Source organism: Roseovarius sp. SCSIO 43702, from assembly GCF_019599045.1.
Taxonomy (GTDB): Bacteria; Pseudomonadota; Alphaproteobacteria; order Rhodobacterales; family Rhodobacteraceae; genus Roseovarius.
On record NZ_CP080623.1, the window covers coordinates 804,181 to 825,513 of the forward strand.

Annotated in this window: 18 protein-coding genes; 11 read left to right on the forward strand and 7 right to left on the reverse strand. The window is 64.7% G+C overall.

The window, feature by feature from the left end; genetic code table 11:
- Positions 1 to 94 precede the first annotated feature (94 nt).
- Genes K1T73_RS03765 through K1T73_RS03775 form a run of 3 tightly spaced genes read left to right on the forward strand, consistent with a single transcriptional unit; the run spans position 95 to position 3,742 of the window.
- Positions 95 to 2,146 (forward strand): NAD-binding protein, encoded by a 2,052-nt coding sequence (locus K1T73_RS03765; RefSeq protein WP_220602654.1) that lies wholly within the window; start codon positions 95 to 97, stop codon positions 2,144 to 2,146.
- A 1-nt stretch (position 2,147) separates the two neighbouring features.
- The gene (locus tag K1T73_RS03770; protein WP_220602655.1) at positions 2,148 to 3,368 is read left to right on the forward strand and encodes an SRPBCC family protein; all 1,221 of its coding nucleotides are present in this window, start codon (positions 2,148 to 2,150) and stop codon (positions 3,366 to 3,368) included.
- A 14-nt stretch (positions 3,369 to 3,382) separates the two neighbouring features.
- Positions 3,383 to 3,742 carry a cupin domain-containing protein gene (locus K1T73_RS03775; protein WP_220602656.1) on the forward strand — a complete coding sequence of 120 codons (360 nt, stop codon included), beginning with the start codon at positions 3,383 to 3,385 and terminating at the stop codon, positions 3,740 to 3,742.
- Here K1T73_RS03775 and K1T73_RS03780 read toward each other — a convergent pair.
- A complete protein-coding gene (locus K1T73_RS03780) occupies positions 3,732 to 4,370 on the reverse strand; it encodes a TetR family transcriptional regulator C-terminal domain-containing protein (RefSeq protein WP_220602657.1) in 639 nt (212 codons plus the stop codon). The two genes, K1T73_RS03775 and K1T73_RS03780, sit on opposite strands and share 11 nt — an antisense overlap.
- 168 nt (positions 4,371 to 4,538) lie before the next feature.
- Here K1T73_RS03780 and K1T73_RS03785 point away from each other — a divergent pair, with 168 nt between their 5' ends.
- Positions 4,539 to 5,903 (forward strand): aminotransferase, encoded by a 1,365-nt coding sequence (locus K1T73_RS03785; protein ID WP_220602658.1) that lies wholly within the window; start codon positions 4,539 to 4,541, stop codon positions 5,901 to 5,903.
- A gap of 97 nt (positions 5,904 to 6,000) precedes the next feature.
- On the opposite strand, the gene K1T73_RS03790 is transcribed toward K1T73_RS03785, so the two are convergent.
- The 3 genes from K1T73_RS03790 to K1T73_RS03800 all read right to left on the reverse strand — a co-directional run bounded on the left by K1T73_RS03790 (position 6,001) and on the right by K1T73_RS03800 (position 8,739).
- Positions 6,001 to 6,786: a methyltransferase domain-containing protein gene (locus K1T73_RS03790; protein ID WP_220602659.1), complete on the reverse strand. Its 786-nt coding sequence runs from the start codon at positions 6,784 to 6,786 to the stop codon at positions 6,001 to 6,003.
- Positions 6,783 to 7,985, reverse strand: coding sequence for an aromatic ring-hydroxylating dioxygenase subunit alpha (locus K1T73_RS03795; protein WP_220602660.1), 1,203 nt, complete (start codon positions 7,983 to 7,985; stop codon positions 6,783 to 6,785). Before K1T73_RS03795 ends, K1T73_RS03790 begins: the two co-directional genes overlap by 4 nt.
- A gap of 76 nt (positions 7,986 to 8,061) precedes the next feature.
- On the reverse strand, positions 8,062 to 8,739 hold the full coding sequence (locus K1T73_RS03800; RefSeq protein WP_220602661.1) for an SGNH/GDSL hydrolase family protein: 678 nt from the start codon (positions 8,737 to 8,739) through the stop codon (positions 8,062 to 8,064).
- 222 nt (positions 8,740 to 8,961) lie between these two features.
- Between K1T73_RS03800 and K1T73_RS03805 the strand changes: the two genes are divergently transcribed.
- From K1T73_RS03805 to K1T73_RS03820, 4 genes are all read left to right on the forward strand, one after another.
- Positions 8,962 to 10,278 carry an acyltransferase gene (locus K1T73_RS03805; RefSeq protein WP_220602662.1) on the forward strand — a complete coding sequence of 439 codons (1,317 nt, stop codon included), beginning with the start codon at positions 8,962 to 8,964 and terminating at the stop codon, positions 10,276 to 10,278.
- A gap of 188 nt (positions 10,279 to 10,466) precedes the next feature.
- Positions 10,467 to 11,471 (forward strand): DctP family TRAP transporter solute-binding subunit, encoded by a 1,005-nt coding sequence (locus tag K1T73_RS03810; protein WP_220602663.1) that lies wholly within the window; start codon positions 10,467 to 10,469, stop codon positions 11,469 to 11,471.
- Between the two features lie 112 nt (positions 11,472 to 11,583).
- Complete coding sequence (locus K1T73_RS03815; protein WP_220602664.1) at positions 11,584 to 12,261, forward strand: TRAP transporter small permease; 678 nt, start codon at positions 11,584 to 11,586, stop codon at positions 12,259 to 12,261.
- Positions 12,261 to 13,655 (forward strand): TRAP transporter large permease, encoded by a 1,395-nt coding sequence (locus K1T73_RS03820; protein WP_220602665.1) that lies wholly within the window; start codon positions 12,261 to 12,263, stop codon positions 13,653 to 13,655. The genes K1T73_RS03815 and K1T73_RS03820 overlap by 1 nt, the downstream gene beginning before the upstream one ends.
- Before the next feature lie 43 nt (positions 13,656 to 13,698).
- Here K1T73_RS03820 and K1T73_RS03825 read toward each other — a convergent pair whose 3' ends face one another.
- Complete coding sequence (locus K1T73_RS03825) at positions 13,699 to 14,307, reverse strand: enoyl-CoA hydratase/isomerase family protein (RefSeq protein ID WP_220602666.1); 609 nt, start codon at positions 14,305 to 14,307, stop codon at positions 13,699 to 13,701.
- A complete protein-coding gene (locus K1T73_RS03830; protein WP_220602667.1) occupies positions 14,304 to 15,053 on the reverse strand; it encodes an SDR family oxidoreductase in 750 nt (249 codons plus the stop codon). The genes K1T73_RS03825 and K1T73_RS03830 overlap by 4 nt, the downstream gene beginning before the upstream one ends.
- Positions 15,054 to 15,185: 132 nt before the next feature.
- Between K1T73_RS03830 and K1T73_RS03835 the strand changes: the two genes are divergently transcribed.
- From K1T73_RS03835 to K1T73_RS03845, 3 genes are all read left to right on the forward strand, one after another.
- Positions 15,186 to 16,697, forward strand: a complete 1,512-nt coding sequence (locus K1T73_RS03835) for a DUF2125 domain-containing protein (protein WP_220602668.1) — start codon at positions 15,186 to 15,188, stop codon at positions 16,695 to 16,697.
- 110 nt (positions 16,698 to 16,807) lie between these two features.
- The gene (locus tag K1T73_RS03840; protein ID WP_220602669.1) at positions 16,808 to 18,154 is read left to right on the forward strand and encodes a TldD/PmbA family protein; all 1,347 of its coding nucleotides are present in this window, start codon (positions 16,808 to 16,810) and stop codon (positions 18,152 to 18,154) included.
- Positions 18,141 to 18,917 carry a 3'(2'),5'-bisphosphate nucleotidase CysQ gene (locus tag K1T73_RS03845; protein ID WP_220602670.1) on the forward strand — a complete coding sequence of 259 codons (777 nt, stop codon included), beginning with the start codon at positions 18,141 to 18,143 and terminating at the stop codon, positions 18,915 to 18,917. Before K1T73_RS03840 ends, K1T73_RS03845 begins: the two co-directional genes overlap by 14 nt.
- A gap of 4 nt (positions 18,918 to 18,921) precedes the next feature.
- Here the strand turns inward: K1T73_RS03845 and K1T73_RS03850 are convergent, their stop codons facing one another.
- Positions 18,922 to 21,333 (reverse strand): ligase-associated DNA damage response DEXH box helicase, encoded by a 2,412-nt coding sequence (locus tag K1T73_RS03850; protein ID WP_220602671.1) that lies wholly within the window; start codon positions 21,331 to 21,333, stop codon positions 18,922 to 18,924.

Sequence of the window (21,333 nt, forward strand, 5' to 3'; positions counted from 1 at the left end):
TGAAGCGATGCCCGCGTGGACTGCAAGGGAATTTCTTGACAGACGAGGGGTTGGGCCCGCAGAAATGGACAATCGTCCATCCACGGGAGGCAGTATGGCCGATCCACGTTATTCGATCCTGTTCGAGCCGGTGCGTATCGGACCCGTGACGGCACGCAATCGCTTCTACCAGGTGCCGCATTGCACGGGGCTGGGCCATCTGCGGCCCCGGGCCGATGCGGCGACGCGCGCCATCAAGGCCGAGGGTGGCTGGGCCGTGGTAAGCAACCAGGAGACCGAGATACATCCCAGCTCCGACCTCACCCCCTTTCCCGAACACCGGCTGTGGGATGAACGCGATATCCCGGCCCTTCGACTGATGACGGAGCGGGTGCACGAACATGGGGCGTTGGCGGCGATCGAACTGGTGCATAACGGCTATCACGCTGCCAACCTCGGAAGCCGCGCGCCTGTGCTGGCGCCCTCCGACGTTGCGCTGCACACGCTGGTGCCGAAACAGGCGCGGGCGATGGACAAGAGCGATCTGCGTGACCTGCGACGCTGGCACCGGGCCGCGGCACTCAGGGCGAAGGAAGCCGGTTTCGATATCGTCTATTGCTACGCCGGACACGGAATGACGATCGCGCAGCATTTCCTGTCGCCATTGCTCAATACCCGCGGCGACGAATATGGCGGCAGCCTTGAAAACCGCGCGCGGCTTTTGCGCGAATTGGTCGAAGACACGAAGGAGGCGGTGGGTGATACCTGCGCCGTGGCCCTGCGCTTTGCCGTGGACGAGATGCAGGGCGTGGACGGGATGCAGGCCCATGAGGAAGGTCGCGCGGTCGTCGAGTTGCTCTCGGAACTGCCCGATCTGTGGGATGTCAACGTCTCCGACTGGTCGAATGACAGCGCCACGTCGCGTTTCGCACCGGAGGAAGGGTATCAGACCGACTATATCCGCTTCGTCAAGGAGGTGACGTCGCGCCCGGTCGTGGGGGTGGGGCGCTTTACCTCGCCGGATCACATGGTCTCGCTCGTGAACAAGGGCGTCGTGGATTTCATCGGCGCGGCGCGTCCGTCCATTGCCGATCCGTTCCTGCCTGCCAAGGTCGAAGAGGGGCGGGTCGAGGAGATTCGGGAGTGCATTGGCTGCAACATCTGCGTGGCGTCGGACAATATGGGCGTGCCGATCCGCTGCACGCAGAATCCGACCATGGGCGAGGAGTGGAGACGCGGCTGGCACCCGGAGAAGGTGGCGCGCGTTGCCAACGCCGACGAGGTGCTGATCGTCGGCGGGGGGCCGGCGGGCCTGGAATGCGCGATGCAGTTCGCGCGGGCAGGCGCGCAAGTGACGCTGGCCGAGGCTGGGCCCGAACTGGGAGGGCGCGCGCGCCGTGAGGCGGGGTTGAAGGGGCTCGGCGCCTGGGGGCGGGTCAGGGACTATCGCGAACATGATCTGCGACAGCGCGCCAACGTGAACATCTATTCCGAAAGTCCGCTCGACGCCGACCAGGTAGTCGAGCTTGGAATTCCGCATGTCTTCGTGGCGAGCGGGGCGACCTGGCGGCGCGACGGCATCGGGCGCACATCGCGTCGGCCGATTTCCACGGCCGGTGACGTGGCAGTCTTTACGCCCGACGATATCATGGACGGATCCGTTCCGCCGGACGGGCCGGTCGTGATCTATGACGATGATCAAATCTACATGGGCGGCGTTCTTGCGGATCATCTCCGCGCGACGGGGGCTGACGTGACCCTCGTGACACCTGCGCCGGTCGTCTCTCCGTGGACAGAGATGACGCTCGAGCAGGTGCGCATCCAGCGTAGCCTGATCGAGGCCGGCGTCGAGATTGTCGTCGGCCACAGCCTCGTCTCGGTCGCGGCCGGTGTCGCGCGGCTGGCCTGTGTCTACTCGAATGGCCTGCGCGAGACGGCCTGCGCCTCGCTAATCATGGTGACGGAAAGGGTGCGCGAAACGGCCCTTTTCGATGCGCTCAGCGGTCGAGGACTCGAAACGCTCGAGCTGATCGGCGATGCCGCACAGCCGGGTCTCATCGCCGATGCGGTCTATTCGGGTCACGCCGCCTTTCGCGCTTTCGGACGCAGCGCGGAGGAAGTCGAAGCCGAGATGTTCCGACGCGAAGTGATCGAGATGGGAGGGTGACATGCTCGACGATGGAAAACTGACCAAGTTGCAGGCGCTTTGCGATGCGGCCGTGCCCGGTCACGCGCTGCCGCGCGAATTCTATTCCGATCCCGATGTCTACGAGGCCGATATCCGCGACTACTGGAACCACCACTGGATCTGGGTCGGGCACGTCAGCCAGGTGGCGGAACCGGGGGCGTTCTTCCTGTTCGACTATGGCCCCGAATCGATCATCGTCGTGCGTGATCGCGAGGGGCGGTTGGGCGCGTTTCTCAACGTCTGCCGTCACCGTGGGAGCCGGGTCTGCGTTGCCCGTTCGGGCACAGCGCGCGTTTTCTCCTGCCCCTACCACGCCTGGACCTTCGAACTCGACGGCCGCCTGCGCCGGGCCACGCATATGGACGAGGATTTCGCGCCCGAGGAACACGGGCTGTTCAAGGTGCACCTCCGCGTTTTCGAAGGTCTGATCTTCGTCTCGACCGGCGACGAGCCGCCCGAGCTCGACGAAGGACTTGCAGGCATGCGCGATGCGGTCGCGCCCTACCGTCTCGACCGGCTGAAGATCGCGCACGAGGCGTCCTATCCGGTGCCCGCCAACTGGAAGCTCGCCATCGAGAATTACATGGAATGCTATCACTGCGCGCCGGCGCACCACGACTATTCACGCTCGCACAGCCTGAAGGATCCCGACAGCATTACGCCGGAACTGCGCGCCGCCATGGAGGCCGAGGTCGAGGCGGCGGGCCTGCTGCCGGCGAAATTCGGTCGTGACAGCCTTGCGGCGCCGGTGGGGATGGATTTCTGGCTCAACCGTTATCCGCTCTACCCGGGCTACACGACGGGCAGCAAGGACGGGGCGCTGCTTGCTCCGCTCTTGGGCAATCTGAAGGCACCGGTCGCCGCTGCCACGGACATGCAGATCGGGATCCTCAACAATTTCCTGATCTACAGCGATCACGTGGTAGGCTACAGGTTCGTTCCCCGTGGCGTGCAGCAGACGGATATCGAGATGGTTTGGCTCGTGCGCGAGGATGCCGAGGAGGGGCGGGATTACGACGTGGGGGCGCTCACATGGCTCTGGCATGTGACGACCTTGGACGACGAGCGGATCATCCGCGTCAATCAGGAAGGCGTGAACTCGCACCATTTCGTGCCCGGCCCGCTTTCGTCGATGGAATGGGGCATCCGGACCTTCTATGCCGGCTACCTCGACCGTCTGCGCGCCGCGGCAACCAGTTGAAGGGAGAGAGACGGATGAAGCCCATCAAGCAAACCGAGCGCCGCGTGGCCAACGTGCGCAACGCAGAATTCACCGAGTTCGTTTCGAACGGCAAGCCGGATGGCGAGGGCCTGCAGCTGGGGCGGGAGAAGCCCTTCGGTGTCGGATTCTATGTCTATCGCATGGCACCGGGCACGACCACGCAGCCGCATACGCACAAAGGGCCCGAGGAGTTCTATATCATCGAGGGCGATCTGACCGACAACGACGGAACGGAATACGGCCCCGGCGATCTTGTCTGGCTTGCGGACGGCACCCAGCATTGCTCGACCACGAAGAATGGCTGCCTCATCGTCGTCTACACCCACGAGCCTGACGGGGCGGTCAGCGCCTGAGCCGGTCGGCATGTTCGGGCAGAAGCGTCGCGAGAAGCTCGAGCGCGGCGCGTGCGGCGCCTTCGCGACTGTTCTTCTCGGGAAAGACGTGCAGGTGCTGCCAATACCCGTCGGTGAGGGTGTCGATCCAATCCGCGATCCGCGCGGCCTCCTCCCGGTCCGCACCGGGGCGTAGCTCGGCGCAGATATCGCGGATCGCCCCGCCGCGCGCCGCATCGTATTCTGCCGAGACTTCAGCGAATTGCGGGGTGAATTTCTGCTCGCCCCAGAAGGCGAACCAGACGGACAGGGTTTCCGCGTTGCAGATCTCGGGGTCGAAATCGGCAAGGACCAGCGCTGCGAGGCGGTCCACCGGATCGTTGCCCGCGCGCGCCAGCGCCTCGCGCCAGGTGGCATCGTACCGGTCGTACAGTGCCCGCAAGGCCCCGGTCAGAAGCGCGGTCTTCGACTTGAAGTAGAACACGGCGACCCCTTGCGAGAGTCCCGCCTCGGCGGCCACGGTCGCCAGGGTGGTCTTTGCCAGCCCGTTGGCGGCGATCGACCTCAACGTCGCATCGACAAGCTGCGCCCGGCGCTTCTCGGCGTTTTCGGTGCGTTCCTTGCGGGGTTTCGGGGAGGGTATGTTCATCGTCGCATCCAGTTCGTCAATGGCACATTCGCATTCCTGCGTGCCGGTGTCCAATGCGGACCATAACACCCGGAACACTCCATGATCATGAAATTTATTTGAGCGCTCAAAAAACTTTACTTGATATGCCGACAGGCGTAAACTTCGATCAACCGAGAGGAGCCTGCCATGACCAACCAGCCAACGACCGAAGATCTCCAGGAATGGGACCGCACGCATAACGTTCACCCGTGGATCGCGATGGATGCCTGGCGCGATTACGACCTGCCGGTCATGGGCGGCGCGAAGGGCATCTATCTCTGGGACAGCGAGGGACGTCGTTTCATCGACGGGCCGGGCGGCATGTGGTGCGTGCAGATCGGATACGGGCGCAAGGAAATGGCCGACGCGATCGCCGATCAGGTGACGCTCATGCCTTACAATTCGCCGTGGAGTTCGACCACCGAGCCCGCGGCGGTGCTCGCGCGGCGGCTTGCCGAAATGGCGCCCGGCGATCTCAACAACGTGCATTTCACGACCGGCGGGTCGACCGCCGTCGATAGCGCGATCCGCGCGATGCATTTCATGAACAACCGCATGGGTCGGCCCGAGAAGAAGATCGTGATCGGCCGCGACAAGGGCTATCACGGTTCGACCTACCTTGCCGCCTCGGTGACGGGGAAGGAACGCGAGGTGTCGATCCTCGACAAGGCCGAGGATCTCGTGCGGTTCCTGCCGGATGTGAACCCGTATCGGCGCCCCGAAGGCATGACGGAAGAAGCGTGGTGCGACGAGAAGGTCGCCGATCTCGAGCGGATGATCGAGACCGAGGGCGCCGAGAGGATCGGCGCGTTCATCGCCGAACCGATCCTGAGTTCAGGCGGTGTCATCGTGCCGCCCAAGGGTTATCAGAAGCGGACCTGGGAGGTGTGCCGCAAGCACGATATCCTCTACATTTCGGACGAGGTCGTGACCGGGTTCGGCCGGCTCGGACATTGGTTCGCCTCCGAGGAGGTGTTCGGCATTCAGCCCGACATCATCACATGCGCGAAAGGACTGACCAGCGGGTATCTGCCGCTTGGGGCCTGTATCATCTCGGACAGCGTGATGGAGAGGATGGCAGGTGACGAGCCGGCGATGTTCTCGAACGGGTACACCTATTCCGGCCACCCGGTATGCTGTGCCGCCGCGCTCAAGAACATCGAGATCATGGAACGCGAAGGCATCCTGGAGCATGTGCGCGAGATCAGCCCCTATTTTCAGCAGCGTCTGCGAGAGCTTGCGAAATTCGACATCGTGGGTGACGTGCGCGGCGAGGGGCTCCTGGCCTGTGTCGAGGGCAAGCCCCTGGACGGCAAGGCGACGCTTTCGGCCGACAAGAAGTTCGGCGCGATCCTTGACGAGGCCTGCGAGAAGCGCGGCCTGCTGGTGCGGCCACTCTACAACATGGCCGTTTTCTCGCCGCCTCTGATCATCACCCGAGAGGAGATCGACACGATGTTCGGCATCCTCGAGGAATCGCTGGAAGAGGTCGCGCGGGAATTCGGCAGCTAAGGCAGCTTTCGAAGTCAGGAGCGAGGGGCCAGCCCCTCGCGCTCCCCGGGATATTTTCGGCAGGAGAAGGGCGGAACGTCCTGAGGGGTTCGACCTGTCACCCGGCGGCTTTGCCGGGCTTTTGCGCGCGCAGATGGTGGGGGCAATGCTCGCCGGTGTCGAGCACATGGATCATCGCCGTCCAGGTCTCGATGGACCGTTCTATGAAGTCCTTGCCGCTTGCGGCTTCGAACTCGCGGCGGCGTGGTCCCGCGATCGTCGCCAGTTCCTCGCGGGCCACTTCGCGATACCAGGGGTTGCGGTTGCGGGTCGTCACCCTCTCGAAGCCCGCGGCTTCGAGGGCGTGGGCGTAGCGCTCGGGCGATGCCATCTCCATTCCGATATCCTCGAGCGCGAGGTAGCGCTGCATCTCGGGGCTGGGCGCCTCGTCATGCGAGATCAGCCAGTCGGACGCGGCGAACCAGCCGCCCGGCCGCAGGACGCGGAACACCTCGCGCGCAAGGGCCTCCTTGTCGGGGATGTGTATGATGCTGTCCTTGGAGAAGACCAGGTCGAAGGTTTCATCCGCAAAGGGGAATGGTCCCGGCGTGACTTGCATGATCGCGACACGGTCGCCCAGCTTCGCGTCGACCACGCGCTCCCGGGCGAGTGCGCAGACGCCATCCTCCACGTCGATACCGGTGACATGCGCGGCACCGTGATCCCGTGCGAGAAGGACCGGGATCGCCCCGGTTCCACAGCCGATGTCGAGCACCTTTTTGCCTTTCAGGTCGAGCCCTTCGAGCACCCGTGCGACCTCGTCGGCGCCGCCGGGCGAGAGGAATCCATCGCCCCAGAGCGCCTGAAGCAGGCCGGTCTGGTTGTCATCGTAATGCTCGCTCATTTCGCCTCTTGCAGGAGCGCGGCATTGCGCGCCAGCAACGTACCCTCCGGCGGCTCCTCGGTCGAGCGAAGGATCGGGAAGTGGCGGCGCAACTCGTCGTGATAGCTCTGCACACCGATTTCGAGGTCGGAGAGGATGATCCCGTCGTAGCCGGACGAGAACGCCGCTTCCCAAGTCCATTCGATCAACTGGGTGTCCTCGTCGCTCGTGATCCGGTCGATCCGCCCGCTGAGATAGCGCGCAAGGCGCAGCCTGCGGTCCTCGTCGGGGTAGCGATAGGTGGCGCTGCGCTGCAGGCAGGTGCCGACGGAGGTAGGGTATTCCTGGTAGAACATCACGCTGTCGGGGTAGAAGCCGATCACGAAGTTGGGGAAAATGCCGATGTAGAGCCACGCACCGGCATGATCCTCGTCAAGTCGCGAAGGCGCCTCGAGGATTGACTTGTAGTGCCGCACGCTCCAGTGCCGGCCCTGGCCTTCGCGGAACGACCCGAAGGATCGCGAAGTCCCGTCATGGAAAGGCTCATCGTGATAGCCGTTGCCGTAGAGGTCGTGGAGGCCGGGATGGGCCATGGGGACATGATATCCCTCGTTGTCGACGTCCCGGACGCATTTCCAGTTGGCGTCGATATGTTCGGTCCAGAACCCGGCCCCCGAGGGCGCGATCGTGTCGAGCCGGTATTGCGAGACTTCCGCGTCGTGGCGCGCCAGGATCTCGGAAATGGGGCGCTGCGGGCCGGGCTGGAACCTCACGAATATGAAACCCTGCCATGTATCCATCTCGATGGTCTTGAGGCTCCATTCCTCGGGGTCGAGGTCGGGGAGAGACTTGGGCTGTGACGCGCCGCGAAGCGTCCCGTCGAGATTGTAGACCCACCCGTGGAAGGGGCAGATGATGGCCGATCGGCATCGCCCCGTCTCCTCGGCCACGACGCGGGAGCCGCGGTGACGGCACAGGTTATGAAACGCTCGCACCTCCCCTTCGCGGTCGCGGATCACGAGCGCTCGCTCGCCTGCAATGTCGAACGTCACGAAATCACCCGGTTCGGGGATGTCGGAGATGTGGCAGACGATCTGCCAGTGTCGCCGGAAGAGCAGATCCTTCTCAGCTTCCAGAAGTTCCTTGCTGAAGAAGCTCCACTTGGGCAAGCCGGAGCGATCCCGGTCCTTGGCGAAAGCGGAGTTGTCGTGACGTGTCATGGCGCGTCCAAATGGTGAGATATTTATTTACGCGCTCAAATAATATTCTGTCAAGGCTTCTGCCCATCCCCGCCGCTCAGTCGGAGGCCATGATCTTCGCTATTCGCTTTGCAATGGCGCGCGTCGCCTTGGGGGAGGGATGGATCATGTCGAGGGCATGGAAGCTCCGGTCGCCGTCCGGCACGAGGTCGGTGAGCGACAGGAACGTCAGGCCCGGATCGCGCGCCGCCAGCGCGGAGATGCGGCCTTCGAGGCCTTCGGCCTCGTTCCGGCAATGCTCGATGGGAGAGCCGACGCCGGGACTCCGGAGGTAGCCCACATAGATCACTTTCGCGCCGGTTTGGCGGAGGCGCGTGACGAGGGACGGTATCCGCCCGTCGCGCCCATCCGGTGAGATCAGCCGGTCTAGTGTCGTCTTGCAACGACCACAGCCGCAACCGAACCACAGATCGTTCCCGCCGCCGTTCACGATGATCCATTCCCATGGACCTGGCCGGTACTGACGCCCGATATTGAGACCGAGACTGCCCGACACGGGAAGGGCATAGATGATGCGTGCGCCCTTTACCGAACGGTCGGTGACGGGCGCCTCGATCTCGCGTTCGAGCAGGTGACCGACTGACCGACCGCCGATCTGGTGCGTGGCCAAGAGACTGTCGCCCATCATCAGGACACTGGACCTGCCATCCGTCGGAACCGGCTCGCTGCAAGCCGCGACGAAGAGAAGGGCGAGAAACGAGAACAGTCTGAACATCGGCGGCCTTTCGCGAGGGGGGGCGGGCCGTTCGAATATCCCAGGGGCGGCATCACTGCAACGTCGCCTTCCCCGGTGTCGGGTCGGTTCGCGTGGTGCGCGCGCAAAGCGCCGGACCCGGAAGAATGTCAAATGACGGGATTCTCAACCGGCGAAAGACGCTGTAGGCTCGGTGCAGGGCAACAAGATCACCTTTCAGGGTGACGCAAAGGAGCGGTGACAGTGACAACTACCAATGAGGTGCCGCGCGGCATGATGGCCAGCGCGGTCTGGGCGGCCGAGAATACACCTGCGAAGCGGAACAGGGCGGTCGATTTCTATCGGGCGGTGGCGATCTCTTTCGTCATCCTCGGTCATTGGTTCCTCGTCGCACCGGTGATCCGCGATGGCGAGATCGCGTTCCCGATCCTCCTGGCCGAGCAGCCGTGGACGCAATACCTGACCTGGCTTTTCCAGGTGATGCCGGTCTTCTTCTTCGTGGGCGGCTTTGCCAACGCGCTGTCCTGGACATCCGCGCGCAGGGACAGGCGAACCGCGCGGGCGTGGATCTCCGGCAGACTTGCGAGATTGCTCAAACCGACTGTCCCGCTCGTCATCGTCTGGAGCATCGCGGCGGCCGTGGCCACGCAGCTTGGCGTCGCGCCCGATCTCATCGCGTTGACATCGCAGGCGGCGCTGGTGCCGATCTGGTTTCTTGCGGTCTATATCGTCATCACGCTTGTTGTCCCGCTGAGCTATGCGGTCCACGAGCGGCTGAGTTTCGGATCGGTCATCATCCTGGCGCTGGGCGCGATCCTCGTGGATGCTGTGGCCTTCGGTCTCGACCAGGAATGGCTGCGATGGGTCAACTACGGTTTCGTCTGGCTTGCCGTCCATCAGCTTGGATACTGGTGGAACGACGCGGCGCGTCCCGGCCTGGTGGCGCTCGGGTTGGTCGCACTGGGTTTGGCATGGCTCTATGTGCTGATAGGAATACTGGATTTCCCGGTGGCGATGGTCAGCGTTCCGGGCGACGAGTTTTCCAACACTCGGCCGCCGACGACCGCCATGCTGGGGCTCGGTTGCGTCCAGGTCGGCATCATCCTGTTGTTGGCAGGTCCGGTTTCCAGGTGGCTTCGGCGCACCCGGCCCTGGGCCGTGGTGATCCTCCTCAACCAGATGATCATGACGGTCTACCTGTGGCATATGACCGCGATGATCCTCGTGGTCGGTATTGCGGTTCTCTTGGGCGGTCTCGGCCTCGGGGTCGATCCCGGCACCGCGGAGTGGTGGACCTTGCGGCCGCTGTGGCTTCTGATCTTCGGTGCGGCGCTTCTGCCGCTGGTCCTTGTGTTCGTGCGGTTCGAATCCGGAAGTCGCGGCGGGGTCGAGGGAGCGCCCGGCCCGGCACAAGCGGTGCTAGGGGCATGCGTGACCTGTGCCGGCCTTGTCATGATGGCGCTTTCGGGTATCGGAGCCGACATGGCGCTGGGGGTGAACTGGATCGCGCTGGTGGCGGTTCTTGTCGGCGTTTTCCTCGCCACTCGTCGCATCGCATGATCAGCTTTCGGGTGCGCGCCTGGCCCGTCCGGCCAGTCCCGAATATGGCTGAAAATGGCAAAACCGCGCTTGGACGCCCGTTATTTTAATCTTGTCACCGGGCCATGAGGGCTGTTTGCTGCGCAATGATCGCTTGTCGAAGCGATTTTATCTCCGTGATCCAATTCACCAACGGGAGGAAACAACAGATGAAGTTCACAACCACACTGGCCGCCGCGGCCCTGGCCATCGGTGCGACAGCGACCGGCGCAAGCGCCGCCTGCGACGACGGAGAGATCGTCATCAAGTTCAGTCACGTCACCAATACCGACAAGCATCCCAAGGGCATCGCCGCGTCGCTCCTGGAAAAGCGCGTCAACGAGGAAATGGACGGAAAGGCCTGCATGGAGGTCTTCCCCAACTCGACGCTCTACGACGACAACAAGGTGCTCGAGGCACTGTTGCAAGGTGACGTGCAACTTGCCGCGCCGAGCCTGTCGAAATTCGAGGCCTTCACCAAGAAATACCGCATTTTCGACCTGCCTTTCATGTTCAAGAACATCGACGCGGTGAACGAATTCCAGGCCTCCGAAGCCGGTCAGGCGCTCAAGGACGACATGAACCGGCGCGGTCTCCAGGGGTTGGCCTTCTGGCACAACGGCATGAAGCAGATGTCCGCAAACAAGCCGCTCATCGAACCCTCCGACGCCGAGGGCCTCCGCTTCCGCGTGCAATCCTCCGACGTGCTCGTAGCGCAGATGGAAGCGATCGGCGGCAGCCCTCAGAAAATGGCGTTTTCGGAAGTCTACGGCGCGTTGCAGCAGGGTGTCGTCGACGGTCAGGAAAACACGTGGTCGAACATCTATGGCAAGAAGTTCTTCGAGGTGCAGGACGGCATCACCGAGACGAACCACGGCATTCTCGACTATCTTGTCGTGACCTCGACCGAGTGGCTGGAGGGGCTCGAGCCCGAGGTGCGCGATCAATTCCTGACCATCCTCGAAGAGGTCACGGAAGCGCGCAACAGCGAGAGCGCGAAGGTCAACCAGGCCGCTAAGCAGTCGATCATCGACGCCGGCGGCACGATCCGCGAGCTGACGCCCGAACAGCGCGAGAAATGGGTCGAGGTGATGAAACCCGTGTGGGAGCAATTCGCGGATGATGTCGGGCAGGAAAACATCGACGCGGCGCAGAAGATCAATGAAAGCATGTAAAAGCGTCACATCGCGGCCCGGATCTCTTCGGGCCGCGATAACCGGATGACACCGGATGCGAGGCCGCCCGTGCCTTGCCAATCAGAATAACGAGAATTCGGGAGGGACCAAGATGAGGGCGACCGACGACCGCTCGTTCATGGACAGCATCGAGGAAACGCTGATCGCGTTCCTCCTGGGCGCGATGACGCTCATCACCTTCGCCAACGTGGTCGCGAGGAAGGGGTTCAACTCCAACATCCTGTGGGGGCTCGAGCTGACGGTGTTCCTGTTCGGCTGGCTCGTTTTGCTGGGGGCCTCCTATGCCGTCAAGAAGGGCGCGCATCTGGGTGTCGATGTCATCATCAACCTGCTCAGTCCTCCTGCGCGCCGCGCGATGGCCCTTCTGTCGGTCACGCTCTGCATCGTCTTCTCGCTGCTGCTGCTGAAGGGGGCGTGGGATTACTGGGCCAATTTCGCCAACCTGCCAGCGACAGAGGGGCGCTGGTTTCCGCTCGGGTTCGAGGATAGCTTCCTCGCCAAGGGATGGTACGAGGTGGACGACATCCCGCACCCGTGGCTGCTGAAATGGATGGAGCCGATCTTCAACGAGGGCGAGAGCTACAACAAACTGCCGCGCCTCATTCCCTATTTCGTCCTGCCACTCTCCATGGCGCTCCTGACCTTGCGCTTCGTACAGGCGGGGATCAGGATCTGGCGAGGTGAGATCGACCGCATCGTGGCCAGCCACGAGGTCGAGGAAGAGCTCTATGAAACCCGGGTGGCACGCGACCACGAGGGGGGCCGCTGATGGCGGTCGTCCTTCTCTTTGCCCTCGTCGTAGGCTTCCTGCTGATCGGCGTGCCCATTGCCGTGGCCCTTGGCCTGGCTTCGGTGCTGTTCCTTCTCATCTTCTCGGATGCATCAATGGCATCGGTGGCGCAGACACTTTTCGAGGCGTTCGAGGGGCATTTTACCCTGTTGGCCATTCCCTTCTTCATCCTGGCCAGTTCCTTCATGTCGACGGGCGGCGTGGCGCAACGGATCATCCGCTTTTCGATCGCCTGCGTCGGGCATCTGCGCGGTGGACTCGCCATCGCGGGTGTCTTCGCCTGCATGATGTTCGCGGCCCTTTCGGGATCGTCCCCCGCGACCGTGGTCGCCATCGGCACAATCGTCATCGCGGCGATGCGGCAGGCGGGCTATACCAAGGAATTCGCGGCGGGCGTCATCTGCAACGCCGGCACGCTCGGAATTCTCATCCCGCCGTCGATCGTCATGGTGGTCTATGCCGCGGCGGTAGAGGTGTCGGTGGGACGAATGTTCCTTGCGGGAGTCATCCCGGGCATCCTGGCCGGGCTCATGCTGATGATCGCGATCTACGTGATGGCCCGGATCAAGGACATGCCCGCCGGTGAATGGCGCGGTTGGCGCGAGATCGGCGCATCGTTCCGCGATGCGGTCTGGGGGCTGCTGCTGATACTCATCATCATGGTCGGGATCTATGGTATTCCCGGCGTGACCGGCGCCTTCTTCACCCCGACCGAGGCGGCGGCGGTGGCCTCGGTCTACGCGTTCTTCGTGGCGACCTTCATCTACCGCGACATGGGGCCGCTCGCCGCGCGCGACGGGCGGGGAAGGCTGAGCCTCTGGCAGGCACCGCATGCCGTGGTGACGGCCTTCGTCCACAGGGATACGCGGGATACGCTTCTCGATGCGGGCAAGCTCACGATCACGCTGATGTTCGTGATCGCCAACGCGCTCATCCTCAAGCATGTCCTGACCGAAGAGCAGATCCCCCAGATGGTCGCCAACTCGATGCTGAACGCGGGGTTCGGGCCGGTGATGTTCCTCGTGGTGGTGAACGTGATCCTGCTGATCGGCGGTCAGTTCATGGAGCCGTCGGGCCTTCTGGTGATCGTGGCGCCGCTCGTCTTTCCGATCGCGATCGAGCTTGGTATCGACCCCATTCACCTTGGCATCATCATGGTGGTGAACATGGAGATCGGGATGATCACGCCGCCCGTGGGCCTCAACCTGTTCGTGACCTCGGGCGTGGCGGGGATGCCGATGATGAGCGTCGTGAAAGCGGCACTGCCCTTCCTCGGCGTGCTCTTCATCTTCCTGATCATGGTCACTTACATTCCGGGCATCTCGACGGTGTTGCCCAACGCGCTGATGGGGCCGGAGATCATCACGAACTAGAGCGCAGGTGCGGTTCGGTCCGTTTGTGCGAGCGCGGGGAAAGTCAGGGCACGAGCGCCTTGATGGCGGCCGCGTGATCGGGTGAGGCGGCAAGCGTGTCGGCGGCAAGCGCATGCGCGTCGGACATGAGTGCCCCGGCTTCGCTCACGCGGTCGACGAGACCCCAGTCAAGCGCGGTTGCCGCGTCGATCTTCTGACCTGCCATGAGGATGAGCTTGGCCCGCGCGGGCCCTACGAGCGCGGCGAGCCGTGCCGGATCCGAAGGCTGCGGCAGGAAGCCGAGTTTCATCACCGGGTAGAAGAACCTTGCCGCCGGCACGGCGATGCGGAGATCGCAAGCCAGAACCATGCCCATCGCGCCCCCCGCCACGGTGCCGTTGAGCGCGGCTATGGCAAGGCCGGGGAAACCCGCGATCGCTGTCGAAAGCCGTTCCCAGTCCAGGCTGGTGGCAAGGCCGGCGCGCGCGGCGTCGAGGTCGGCACCCGCGCTGAAGACCTTGCCCGCCCCGGTCAGGACCATGACCCGGGCGTCGCCTGCGCTCTCGGCTTGTTTAGCCAGGTCGGACAGCATCTCGGCGGTGAGTGAATTGGCCTTGTCGGGCCGGTCGATCGTCAGGGTCAGGATGCCGCCGTTACGGTCTGCCCGGATCATGCGAGGCCGACCTTCGCGCGGATCTGCGGATCGCGCAGGGATATTTCCTGCCCGAGCCAGCCTTCGGCATCGGGGCCACACATCCAAAGGAGGGCACGTGCCGGCCATTCGGGCGGAATGTGGTCGGACCAGTCGAGTGCACTGACCGGATTGATGCCGCTATCCTTGATCCGGTGCTGCATGTCGGTCGCCACGGTTCCGGGCGACAGGCCCATGATACGCAGGCCCTTTTCGGCCGCTTCCAGATGCGCGGCCTCGGTCAGCATCGCGGCACCGGCCTTGGACGCGCAATAGTGGCTCCAGCCTTCCAGCGCGTGATGCGCGGCGCCCGAGGAGACTGTCAGGATCGTGCCCTCCCCCCGGGCGATCATGCCGGGCATGACCGCGCGCATTCCGTGATAGACGCCCGTAAGGTTGACGTCGATTGCCTGTGCCCATGCCGCGGGGTCGGATGTCGCAAGCTCGGAGATCGGGTCGATCACGCCCGCGTTGTTGACGAGAATGTCGGGCACGCCGAAGGCCTCCTGTGTTCTGGCCACGGCATCCTCCATGGCCCGCCACTCGGAGACGTCGCAGGTGATCGGGAGGGCATTTTCACCGATCTCGTCCGAAAGGCGCTCGATCTCGTCGCGGCTGCGCGCGAGAAGGGCGACCTTCGCCCCGGCATCGGCAAAGACCCGCGCGGCGGCTGCTCCGATGCCCCGGCTCGCGCCGGTGATGATCACGGTTTTCCCTTTAACTGACATTCCTGACCCTTATACTGATCCACAACCGTTCGTAACGTGCGAGGCCGCGCGAGGTCCAGCGGGAAGAACCGCTTTCCTGCGCAGGCAGGCAGGTCTCGACAGGTCGACATATTCCAACCAATAGGGGGTTTCATGAGTGCATTGACAAGATTTGGCGGCGTGGCCGCGACGATGGGTTTCGTCCTCACCGGCACCTCTGCCGTCGCCGACGTCACACCGCAGCAGGTCTGGGAGGACTGGAAGGGCTACATGACCGCCTTCGGCTATACCATAGAGGCCGAGGAGGCGACGTCGGGCAACGGTCTGACCGTCACCGACATCGTCATGGACGTGCCGATGCCCGAGGATGAGGGCAGCGTGACGCTGAAGTTCCCCGAACTCACATTTGCAGAGGCCGGTAACGGAACCGTCACCGTGACCTTCCCCTCGCCGATGCCCATCATGATCGAGGCTTCGGACGACGAAGGTATGGGCAGTGTCACGCTGGATTACATCACCCAGGGCTATTCGATGATCGCGGCCGGGGATCCCGGTGCGATCACCTATACCTACGAGGCCGAATCCATCGTGCTGGAGCTGGTCGAGGCAACGTCGGACGGCACGGAAGAAGAGATCGGCGATGCCCGCGTCGAGATCCGCGACGTGAGCGGGACGGCCGAAACCATGTCGGGCGATCTGCGCAAGACGGTCCAAGCCTTCGAATCGGGTCCCGTTACCTATGCTCTCGATTTCACCGATGCCGAGAAAGGCGACCGCGTGCAGCTGAGCGGCGAGACCGAGAGCCTGGCCGTCGCGGCCAACTTCGCGATGCCGGTCGATGCCGACCTGGCGGACATGGACGCGGCGCTCGAAGCGGGGTTCGCATTGGATAGCGAATATACCTTCGGCCCCGGCAACATGAACCTCGATGTGGATCAGGCGTCCGAAGGCGAAGCCTTCCAGTTCAAATCGACGAGCAGCGGCGGCGCCTTCGGTGTCGCGATGGATGCCGGGAACCTGTCCTACGAGCTTGCGTATCGCGACCTGACCATGGACCTCGCCAGCTCGGACTTGCCTTTCCCTGTCTCCGTGGCGTCCGAGGAGATGGGGGTCGACCTTGCCGTGCCTATTGCCAAGGGAGACGCACCGCAGGATTTCGACCTGGCCGTTGCCTTGCGCGGCTTCACGATGTCCGAGTTCATCTGGGGCATGTTCGACCCCGAAGCCAAGCTGCCGCGCGATCCCGCGACCATCGCGCTCGATCTTTCGGGTAAGGCGACGCTCAATGCCGATCTCATGGATGAGGACGCGATGGAGAGCACGAATGTGCCTGGCGAAGTGAACGAGGTCACGCTCAACGCTCTCGAACTGAGCTTCGCGGGCGCGGAGTTGACTGGCACGGGCGCCCTGGAACTCGATAACAGCGACATGACGACCTACGAGGGTATGCCCAAGCCCGTGGGCACGATCACCCTTGCCCTGACCGGTGGCAACACGTTGCTCGACAAGCTTGTCGAGATGGGCCTCCTGCCCGAAGAGCAGGCGATGAGCGCGCGCATGATGCTGGGCGTGTTCGCGGTTCCGGTGGGCGACGACAGCCTGGAATCGAAGCTCGAATTCACCGAGGACGGGCAAATGCTCGCCAACGGTCAGCGCCTCAAGTAACTCCGCGCCGACAATGGGCCATCGAAGGGGGCCGTTCGCAAGATGCGAGCGGCCCTTGTCTTGCGTCGGCGGCGCGTCTACCTGTCGGCGGCATGACCCGGAGGCGCCAGATGACCGAGACACCGCAAGCCCTGACCGAAGCCCTGATCGACGCGGCGCAGAAGGCCGGGGCGGACGCCGCCGACGCCATGGCCTCGAGGGGCACGTCGATCACGGTGGACGTGCGAAACCGCGCGCTGGAACAGGCCGAGCGGGCGGAAAGCGTCGATATCGGGCTTCGGGTGTTCCTTGGACGACGGCAGGCGACGGTGTCGGCGTCCGATATCCGGGACGCGACCGTCAGGGCGCTGGCAGAGCGCGCCGTGGCGATGGCGCGCGAGGCACCAGAGGACCCCTATGCGGGGCTTGCCGGCGCCGATGAGGTGGCGAGGGAATGGGATGTCGCCGCGCTCGACCTCGAGGATCGGGGGCCGGAACCCGCGCCCGACGCGCTCGAGGAGGCGGCGCGTCGTGCCGAGGCGGCAGCGCGGGACGTGGCGGGCGTGACACAGGTTCAGTCCGCAACGGCGGCCTATGGCCGCGACGTGGTTCACCTGGCCACGAGCAACGGGTTCTCGGGCGGCTACGCGCGCACCGATCATGTCGTCTCCTGCGTGGCGATCGCCGGGTCGGGCAGCGGCATGGAGCGTGACCACGACAGCGACGGACGCATCCACCGCGAGGATATGCGCAGCCCCGAGAGCATCGGGCGGCGCGCGGGTGAGCGCGCGGCCGAGCGCGAGGGCGCGCGGAAGCCGCCGACCGGTGCCTACCCCGTGCTCTTCGACGAGAGGGTCGCGCGCAGCCTGATCGGGCATCTGCTTGCCGCGGCAAACGGGGCCGCGATCGCGCGGGGGTCGTCCTGGCTTCTGAACAAGCTTGGCGAGCCGGTCCTGCCGGAGGCCCTGAGCCTGGTCGAGGATCCGCACCGCCCGCGCGTCATGGGCTCGCGCGCCTTCGATGGCGAGGGGCTGGCAACGAAGCGGCGGACCATCGTGGAGGATGGCCGCCTATTGGGCTGGACGCTTGACCTGGCGACGGCGCGGCAGTTGGGGATGAGGTCCACCGCGAATGCCCAGAGGAGCACCTCGGGCACGCCGCGGCCGGGCATCTGGAACGTCGCGCTGACCCAAGGCGACGCAAGCCGCGATGACCTGATCCGGGAGATGGGCGAGGGGCTGCTGGTGACGTCGATGATCGGCTCGACTATCAACCCCAACACGGGCGATTACTCGCGCGGTGTCGCCGGATTCTGGGTCGAGGGGGGTGAAATCGCCTATCCGGTCAACGAGGGCACCATTGCGGGCAGCCTGCCCGACTTCTTGCGGCGCGTGACACCGGCCAATGACGCGCGCACGCACCTGTCGCATGTCGTGCCCTCGCTCCTCGTGGAGGGGCTCACGCTTGCCGGGGTCTGACCTCGCGCTCCTGACCGACGCCGCGCGTGAGGCGGGGCGGATCGCCGCGCGCTATTTCGAGCGCGGTGCGGAGCGCTGGGACAAGCCCGCAGGTGCGGGGCCGGTGACCGAAGCCGACCTTGCCGTCAATGGTATGCTGAGCGCGGAATTGCGCGGCGCGCGTCCCGATTACGGGTGGCTTTCGGAAGAGAGCGAAGACGGGGCAGCGCGCACGTCGCGGGAGCATGTGTTCATCATAGACCCGATCGACGGGACGCGCAGTTTCATCGAAGGCTCGCGCGCATGGGCCCACGCGCTTTCGGTCGTGAAAGATGGAAAAGTCACCGCCGCGGTCGTCTACCTGCCCCTTCTGGACAAGCTCTATGCCGCCGAGGCGGGGGGCGGCGCCACGTTGAACGGCGCGCCGCTGACCGTGTCGCGCCGCACCGAGCCGTCGCAAGCCACGTTGCTGGCGGCGCGGCCCGCGCTGGAGCCGCGCCACTGGAAGCCCGGTGGCGCCCCGCCGTTTCGGCGCGAGCATCGCCCCTCGCTGGCCTATCGGCTGAGCCTCGTGGCGGAGGGGCGGTTCGACGCGATGCTCACGCTGCGGCCGACATGGGAATGGGACGTGGCAGCGGGCGATCTCATCCTGCGCGAGGCCGGCGCCACCATCACCGACCGGCGCGGCAACCCGCTTCTATTCAACAATCGACACCCGCAGCTTGACGGTGTGGCGGCGGCGGGGCCGGCTCTGCACGGTGTGTTGATGGACAACCTCGCCTGAACGATCACAATGGGGTCAGCCCCGCGGTTTCCATCAGGCGGGCGGTCTCCTCGGCCAGCAGGCGCTCCTCGCCCGAGGCCCTGATCGGGACGCGCCCGGCTTCGAGGAAAAGCGGCGCGGCGAGGGGCGTCACGCGCTTGAGCCGCAGAAGGTCGATCCGGCCGTCGATCCGGGCGGCCATCTCCTCGATCCGCTGGAAATCGACCAGGCCGCGCATCGCCTCGGTCCGCGTGATGCGCATGAGCAGGTGATCGGGATCATACTTCGCGAGGGTGTCATAGAGGATGTCGGACGACATGGTGGCCTGGCGTCCCGACTTGCGGCTGCCGGGCGAGTTGCGATTGATGAGCCCCGCGATGGTGGCCGAGGCGCGGAACGTGCGCTTCATCATGGCATTCCCCGCAAGCCAGCGGTCGAGCCCCGCGCGCAAGGCCCCGATCTCGAAAAGGCCGCTCGCGTCGGTCAACGGCTCGAGCCCCCATATGAGCGTCGCGTAATCGGTCGAGACGAAGCCGAGCGGATCGAGCCCCATTTCCTCCATGCGCTTCGACAGTATGAGACCCAGGGTCTGTTGCGCGTTGCGCCCGGCAAAGCCGTAGATGCAGGCGTGTTCGCGCCCCTCGTGCGGGAAGCTCTCGATCAGCAGGCGTTCGGCGCGGGGCATGCGCGATACCTCGCGCTGAAGCCTGAGCCAGTCGCGCGTATGGTCGGGCAAATCGGGCCAGTCATCCTGTCCGAGCATCGCGAGGATGCGCTGGCTGAGTTGCGTGGAGGTGGCGAACTTCGTGCCTCCGAAGACCGCGATCTTGGGCTTCCTGGCCGCATCGCGCGAGACCTCGACAATCATCTCGCGCAGGCCTTCATAGCGCACGATCTGACCGCCGATCAGGAACGTGTCGCCCTTGGTGAGCGATGCGGCGAAGCCCTCTTCGACCTCGCCCAGGGGCGCGCCGCCGCGGGATTTGTGCAGCCGCACCTTCAGCAGATCGGTGTCCTGGATGGTGCCGATATTCATGCGGATGAGCCGCGCCGCGCGCGGGTCGCGCAATTGCCAGAGGCCGTCTGGGCGCTGCTTGAGCCTTTGCCACTGGTCATAGGCGCGGAGCGCGTAGCCGCCCGTCGCGCAGAAGTCGAGACAATCGTCGAAATCGGCGCGGGACAGGGCGGCATAGGGGCCCGCGGCGGTGACTTCGGCATAGAGCGCATCGGCATCGAAGGGACCGGCGCAGGCGGTGATGAGGACGTGCTGGCACAGCACGTCGAGCGGACCGGGGCCGCGCGGTTCGCCGTCGAGATCGCGTTCGCGCACCGCCTCGAGCGCGGCACGGCATTCGACGACCTCGAAGCGGTTGGCCGGCACGAGCCGCGCCTTGGACGGGGCGTTGTAGCGGTGGTTCGCGCGACCGATGCGCTGCACCAGACGCTTGACGTTCTTGGGGGCGCCGATCTGGATCACGAGGTCCACGTCGCCCCAGTCCAGCCCGAGATCGAGACTGCCGGTGCAGACCACGGCACGCAACGCCCCGCGCTGCATGGCGCTTTCGACACGTTCACGCTGCACCCGGTCGAGAGAGCCGTGATGAATGCCGATGGGAAGCGCGTCTTCGTTGGCAAGCCACAGGTTATGAAAGAAAATCTCGGCCTGGGCGCGGGTGTTGTGGAAGATGAGCGTGGTCTTGTGGCGGCGCACCTCGTCGAGCACCGCCGGGATCGCGTGGGCCGCGCCACCCCCGGCCCAAGGGGGCGGATCGGGCACGTCGAGCATGGCGATGTCGGGTTCGGGGCCGGGATCGGCGTGGAGGATCGCGCAAGGATCGGGATGCCGCGCCATGAGGCGCGCGATCGCGGCGGGGTCTTCGACCGTCGCCGAAAGTCCCACGCGCCGCAGCCCCGGACAGAGCGCCTGAAGCCGCGAGAGCGCGAGGAAAAGCTGATCGCCCCGCTTGCTTTCCGCGAGGGCATGCACCTCGTCGATGACGACGCGCTTCAGACCGGCGAAGATGCGCGGCGCGTCCTCGTAGGAGGTCATGAGCGCAAGGCTCTCGGGCGTGGTCAGCAGGATATGCGGCGGGTCCGCGCGCTGACGCCGTTTCTGCGTGTAGGAGGTATCGCCGGTGCGATCCTCAATCCGTATGTCGAGGCCCATCTCGGTGACGGGCATCAGAAGATTGCGTTTTATGTCGGCGGCGAGGGCCTTCAACGGGGAGATGTATAGCGTGTGAAGCCCCGCGGAAGGGTTAACGCCCAGTTCGCACAAGGTGGGGAGGAACCCGGCAAGTGTCTTGCCCCCGCCCGTGGGCGCGATCAGCAGGAGCGCCGGATCGTCGGCCCGGTCGAGCATGGCCTGCTGATGCGGGTGGATCGACCAGCCCCGCGAGATGAACCAGTCGGCGAGAAAATCGGGTAGCCCCGTCAT

Excerpts from the sequence above, each read along its gene's own strand:
- K1T73_RS03790 (WP_220602659.1), bottom strand. The coding sequence starts at position 6,786 with ATGAGCGAGCATTACGATGACAACCAGACCGGCCTGCTTCAGGCGCTC.
- K1T73_RS03850 (WP_220602671.1), bottom strand. The coding sequence starts at position 21,333 with ATGACGGGGCTACCCGATTTTCTCGCCGACTGGTTCATCTCGCGGGGC.
- K1T73_RS03810 (WP_220602663.1), top strand. The coding sequence starts at position 10,467 with ATGAAGTTCACAACCACACTGGCCGCCGCGGCCCTGGCCATCGGTGCG.
- K1T73_RS03835 (WP_220602668.1), top strand. The coding sequence starts at position 15,186 with ATGAGTGCATTGACAAGATTTGGCGGCGTGGCCGCGACGATGGGTTTC.
- K1T73_RS03820 (WP_220602665.1), top strand. The coding sequence starts at position 12,261 with ATGGCGGTCGTCCTTCTCTTTGCCCTCGTCGTAGGCTTCCTGCTGATC.
- K1T73_RS03765 (WP_220602654.1), top strand. The coding sequence starts at position 95 with ATGGCCGATCCACGTTATTCGATCCTGTTCGAGCCGGTGCGTATCGGA.
- K1T73_RS03770 (WP_220602655.1), top strand. The coding sequence starts at position 2,148 with ATGCTCGACGATGGAAAACTGACCAAGTTGCAGGCGCTTTGCGATGCG.
- K1T73_RS03795 (WP_220602660.1), bottom strand. The coding sequence starts at position 7,985 with ATGACACGTCACGACAACTCCGCTTTCGCCAAGGACCGGGATCGCTCC.
- K1T73_RS03815 (WP_220602664.1), top strand. The coding sequence starts at position 11,584 with ATGAGGGCGACCGACGACCGCTCGTTCATGGACAGCATCGAGGAAACG.
- K1T73_RS03785 (WP_220602658.1), top strand. The coding sequence starts at position 4,539 with ATGACCAACCAGCCAACGACCGAAGATCTCCAGGAATGGGACCGCACG.
- K1T73_RS03830 (WP_220602667.1), bottom strand. The coding sequence starts at position 15,053 with ATGTCAGTTAAAGGGAAAACCGTGATCATCACCGGCGCGAGCCGGGGC.
- K1T73_RS03840 (WP_220602669.1), top strand. The coding sequence starts at position 16,808 with ATGACCGAGACACCGCAAGCCCTGACCGAAGCCCTGATCGACGCGGCG.
- K1T73_RS03825 (WP_220602666.1), bottom strand. The coding sequence starts at position 14,307 with ATGATCCGGGCAGACCGTAACGGCGGCATCCTGACCCTGACGATCGAC.
- K1T73_RS03775 (WP_220602656.1), top strand. The coding sequence starts at position 3,383 with ATGAAGCCCATCAAGCAAACCGAGCGCCGCGTGGCCAACGTGCGCAAC.
- K1T73_RS03800 (WP_220602661.1), bottom strand. The coding sequence starts at position 8,739 with ATGTTCAGACTGTTCTCGTTTCTCGCCCTTCTCTTCGTCGCGGCTTGC.
- K1T73_RS03780 (WP_220602657.1), bottom strand. The coding sequence starts at position 4,370 with ATGAACATACCCTCCCCGAAACCCCGCAAGGAACGCACCGAAAACGCC.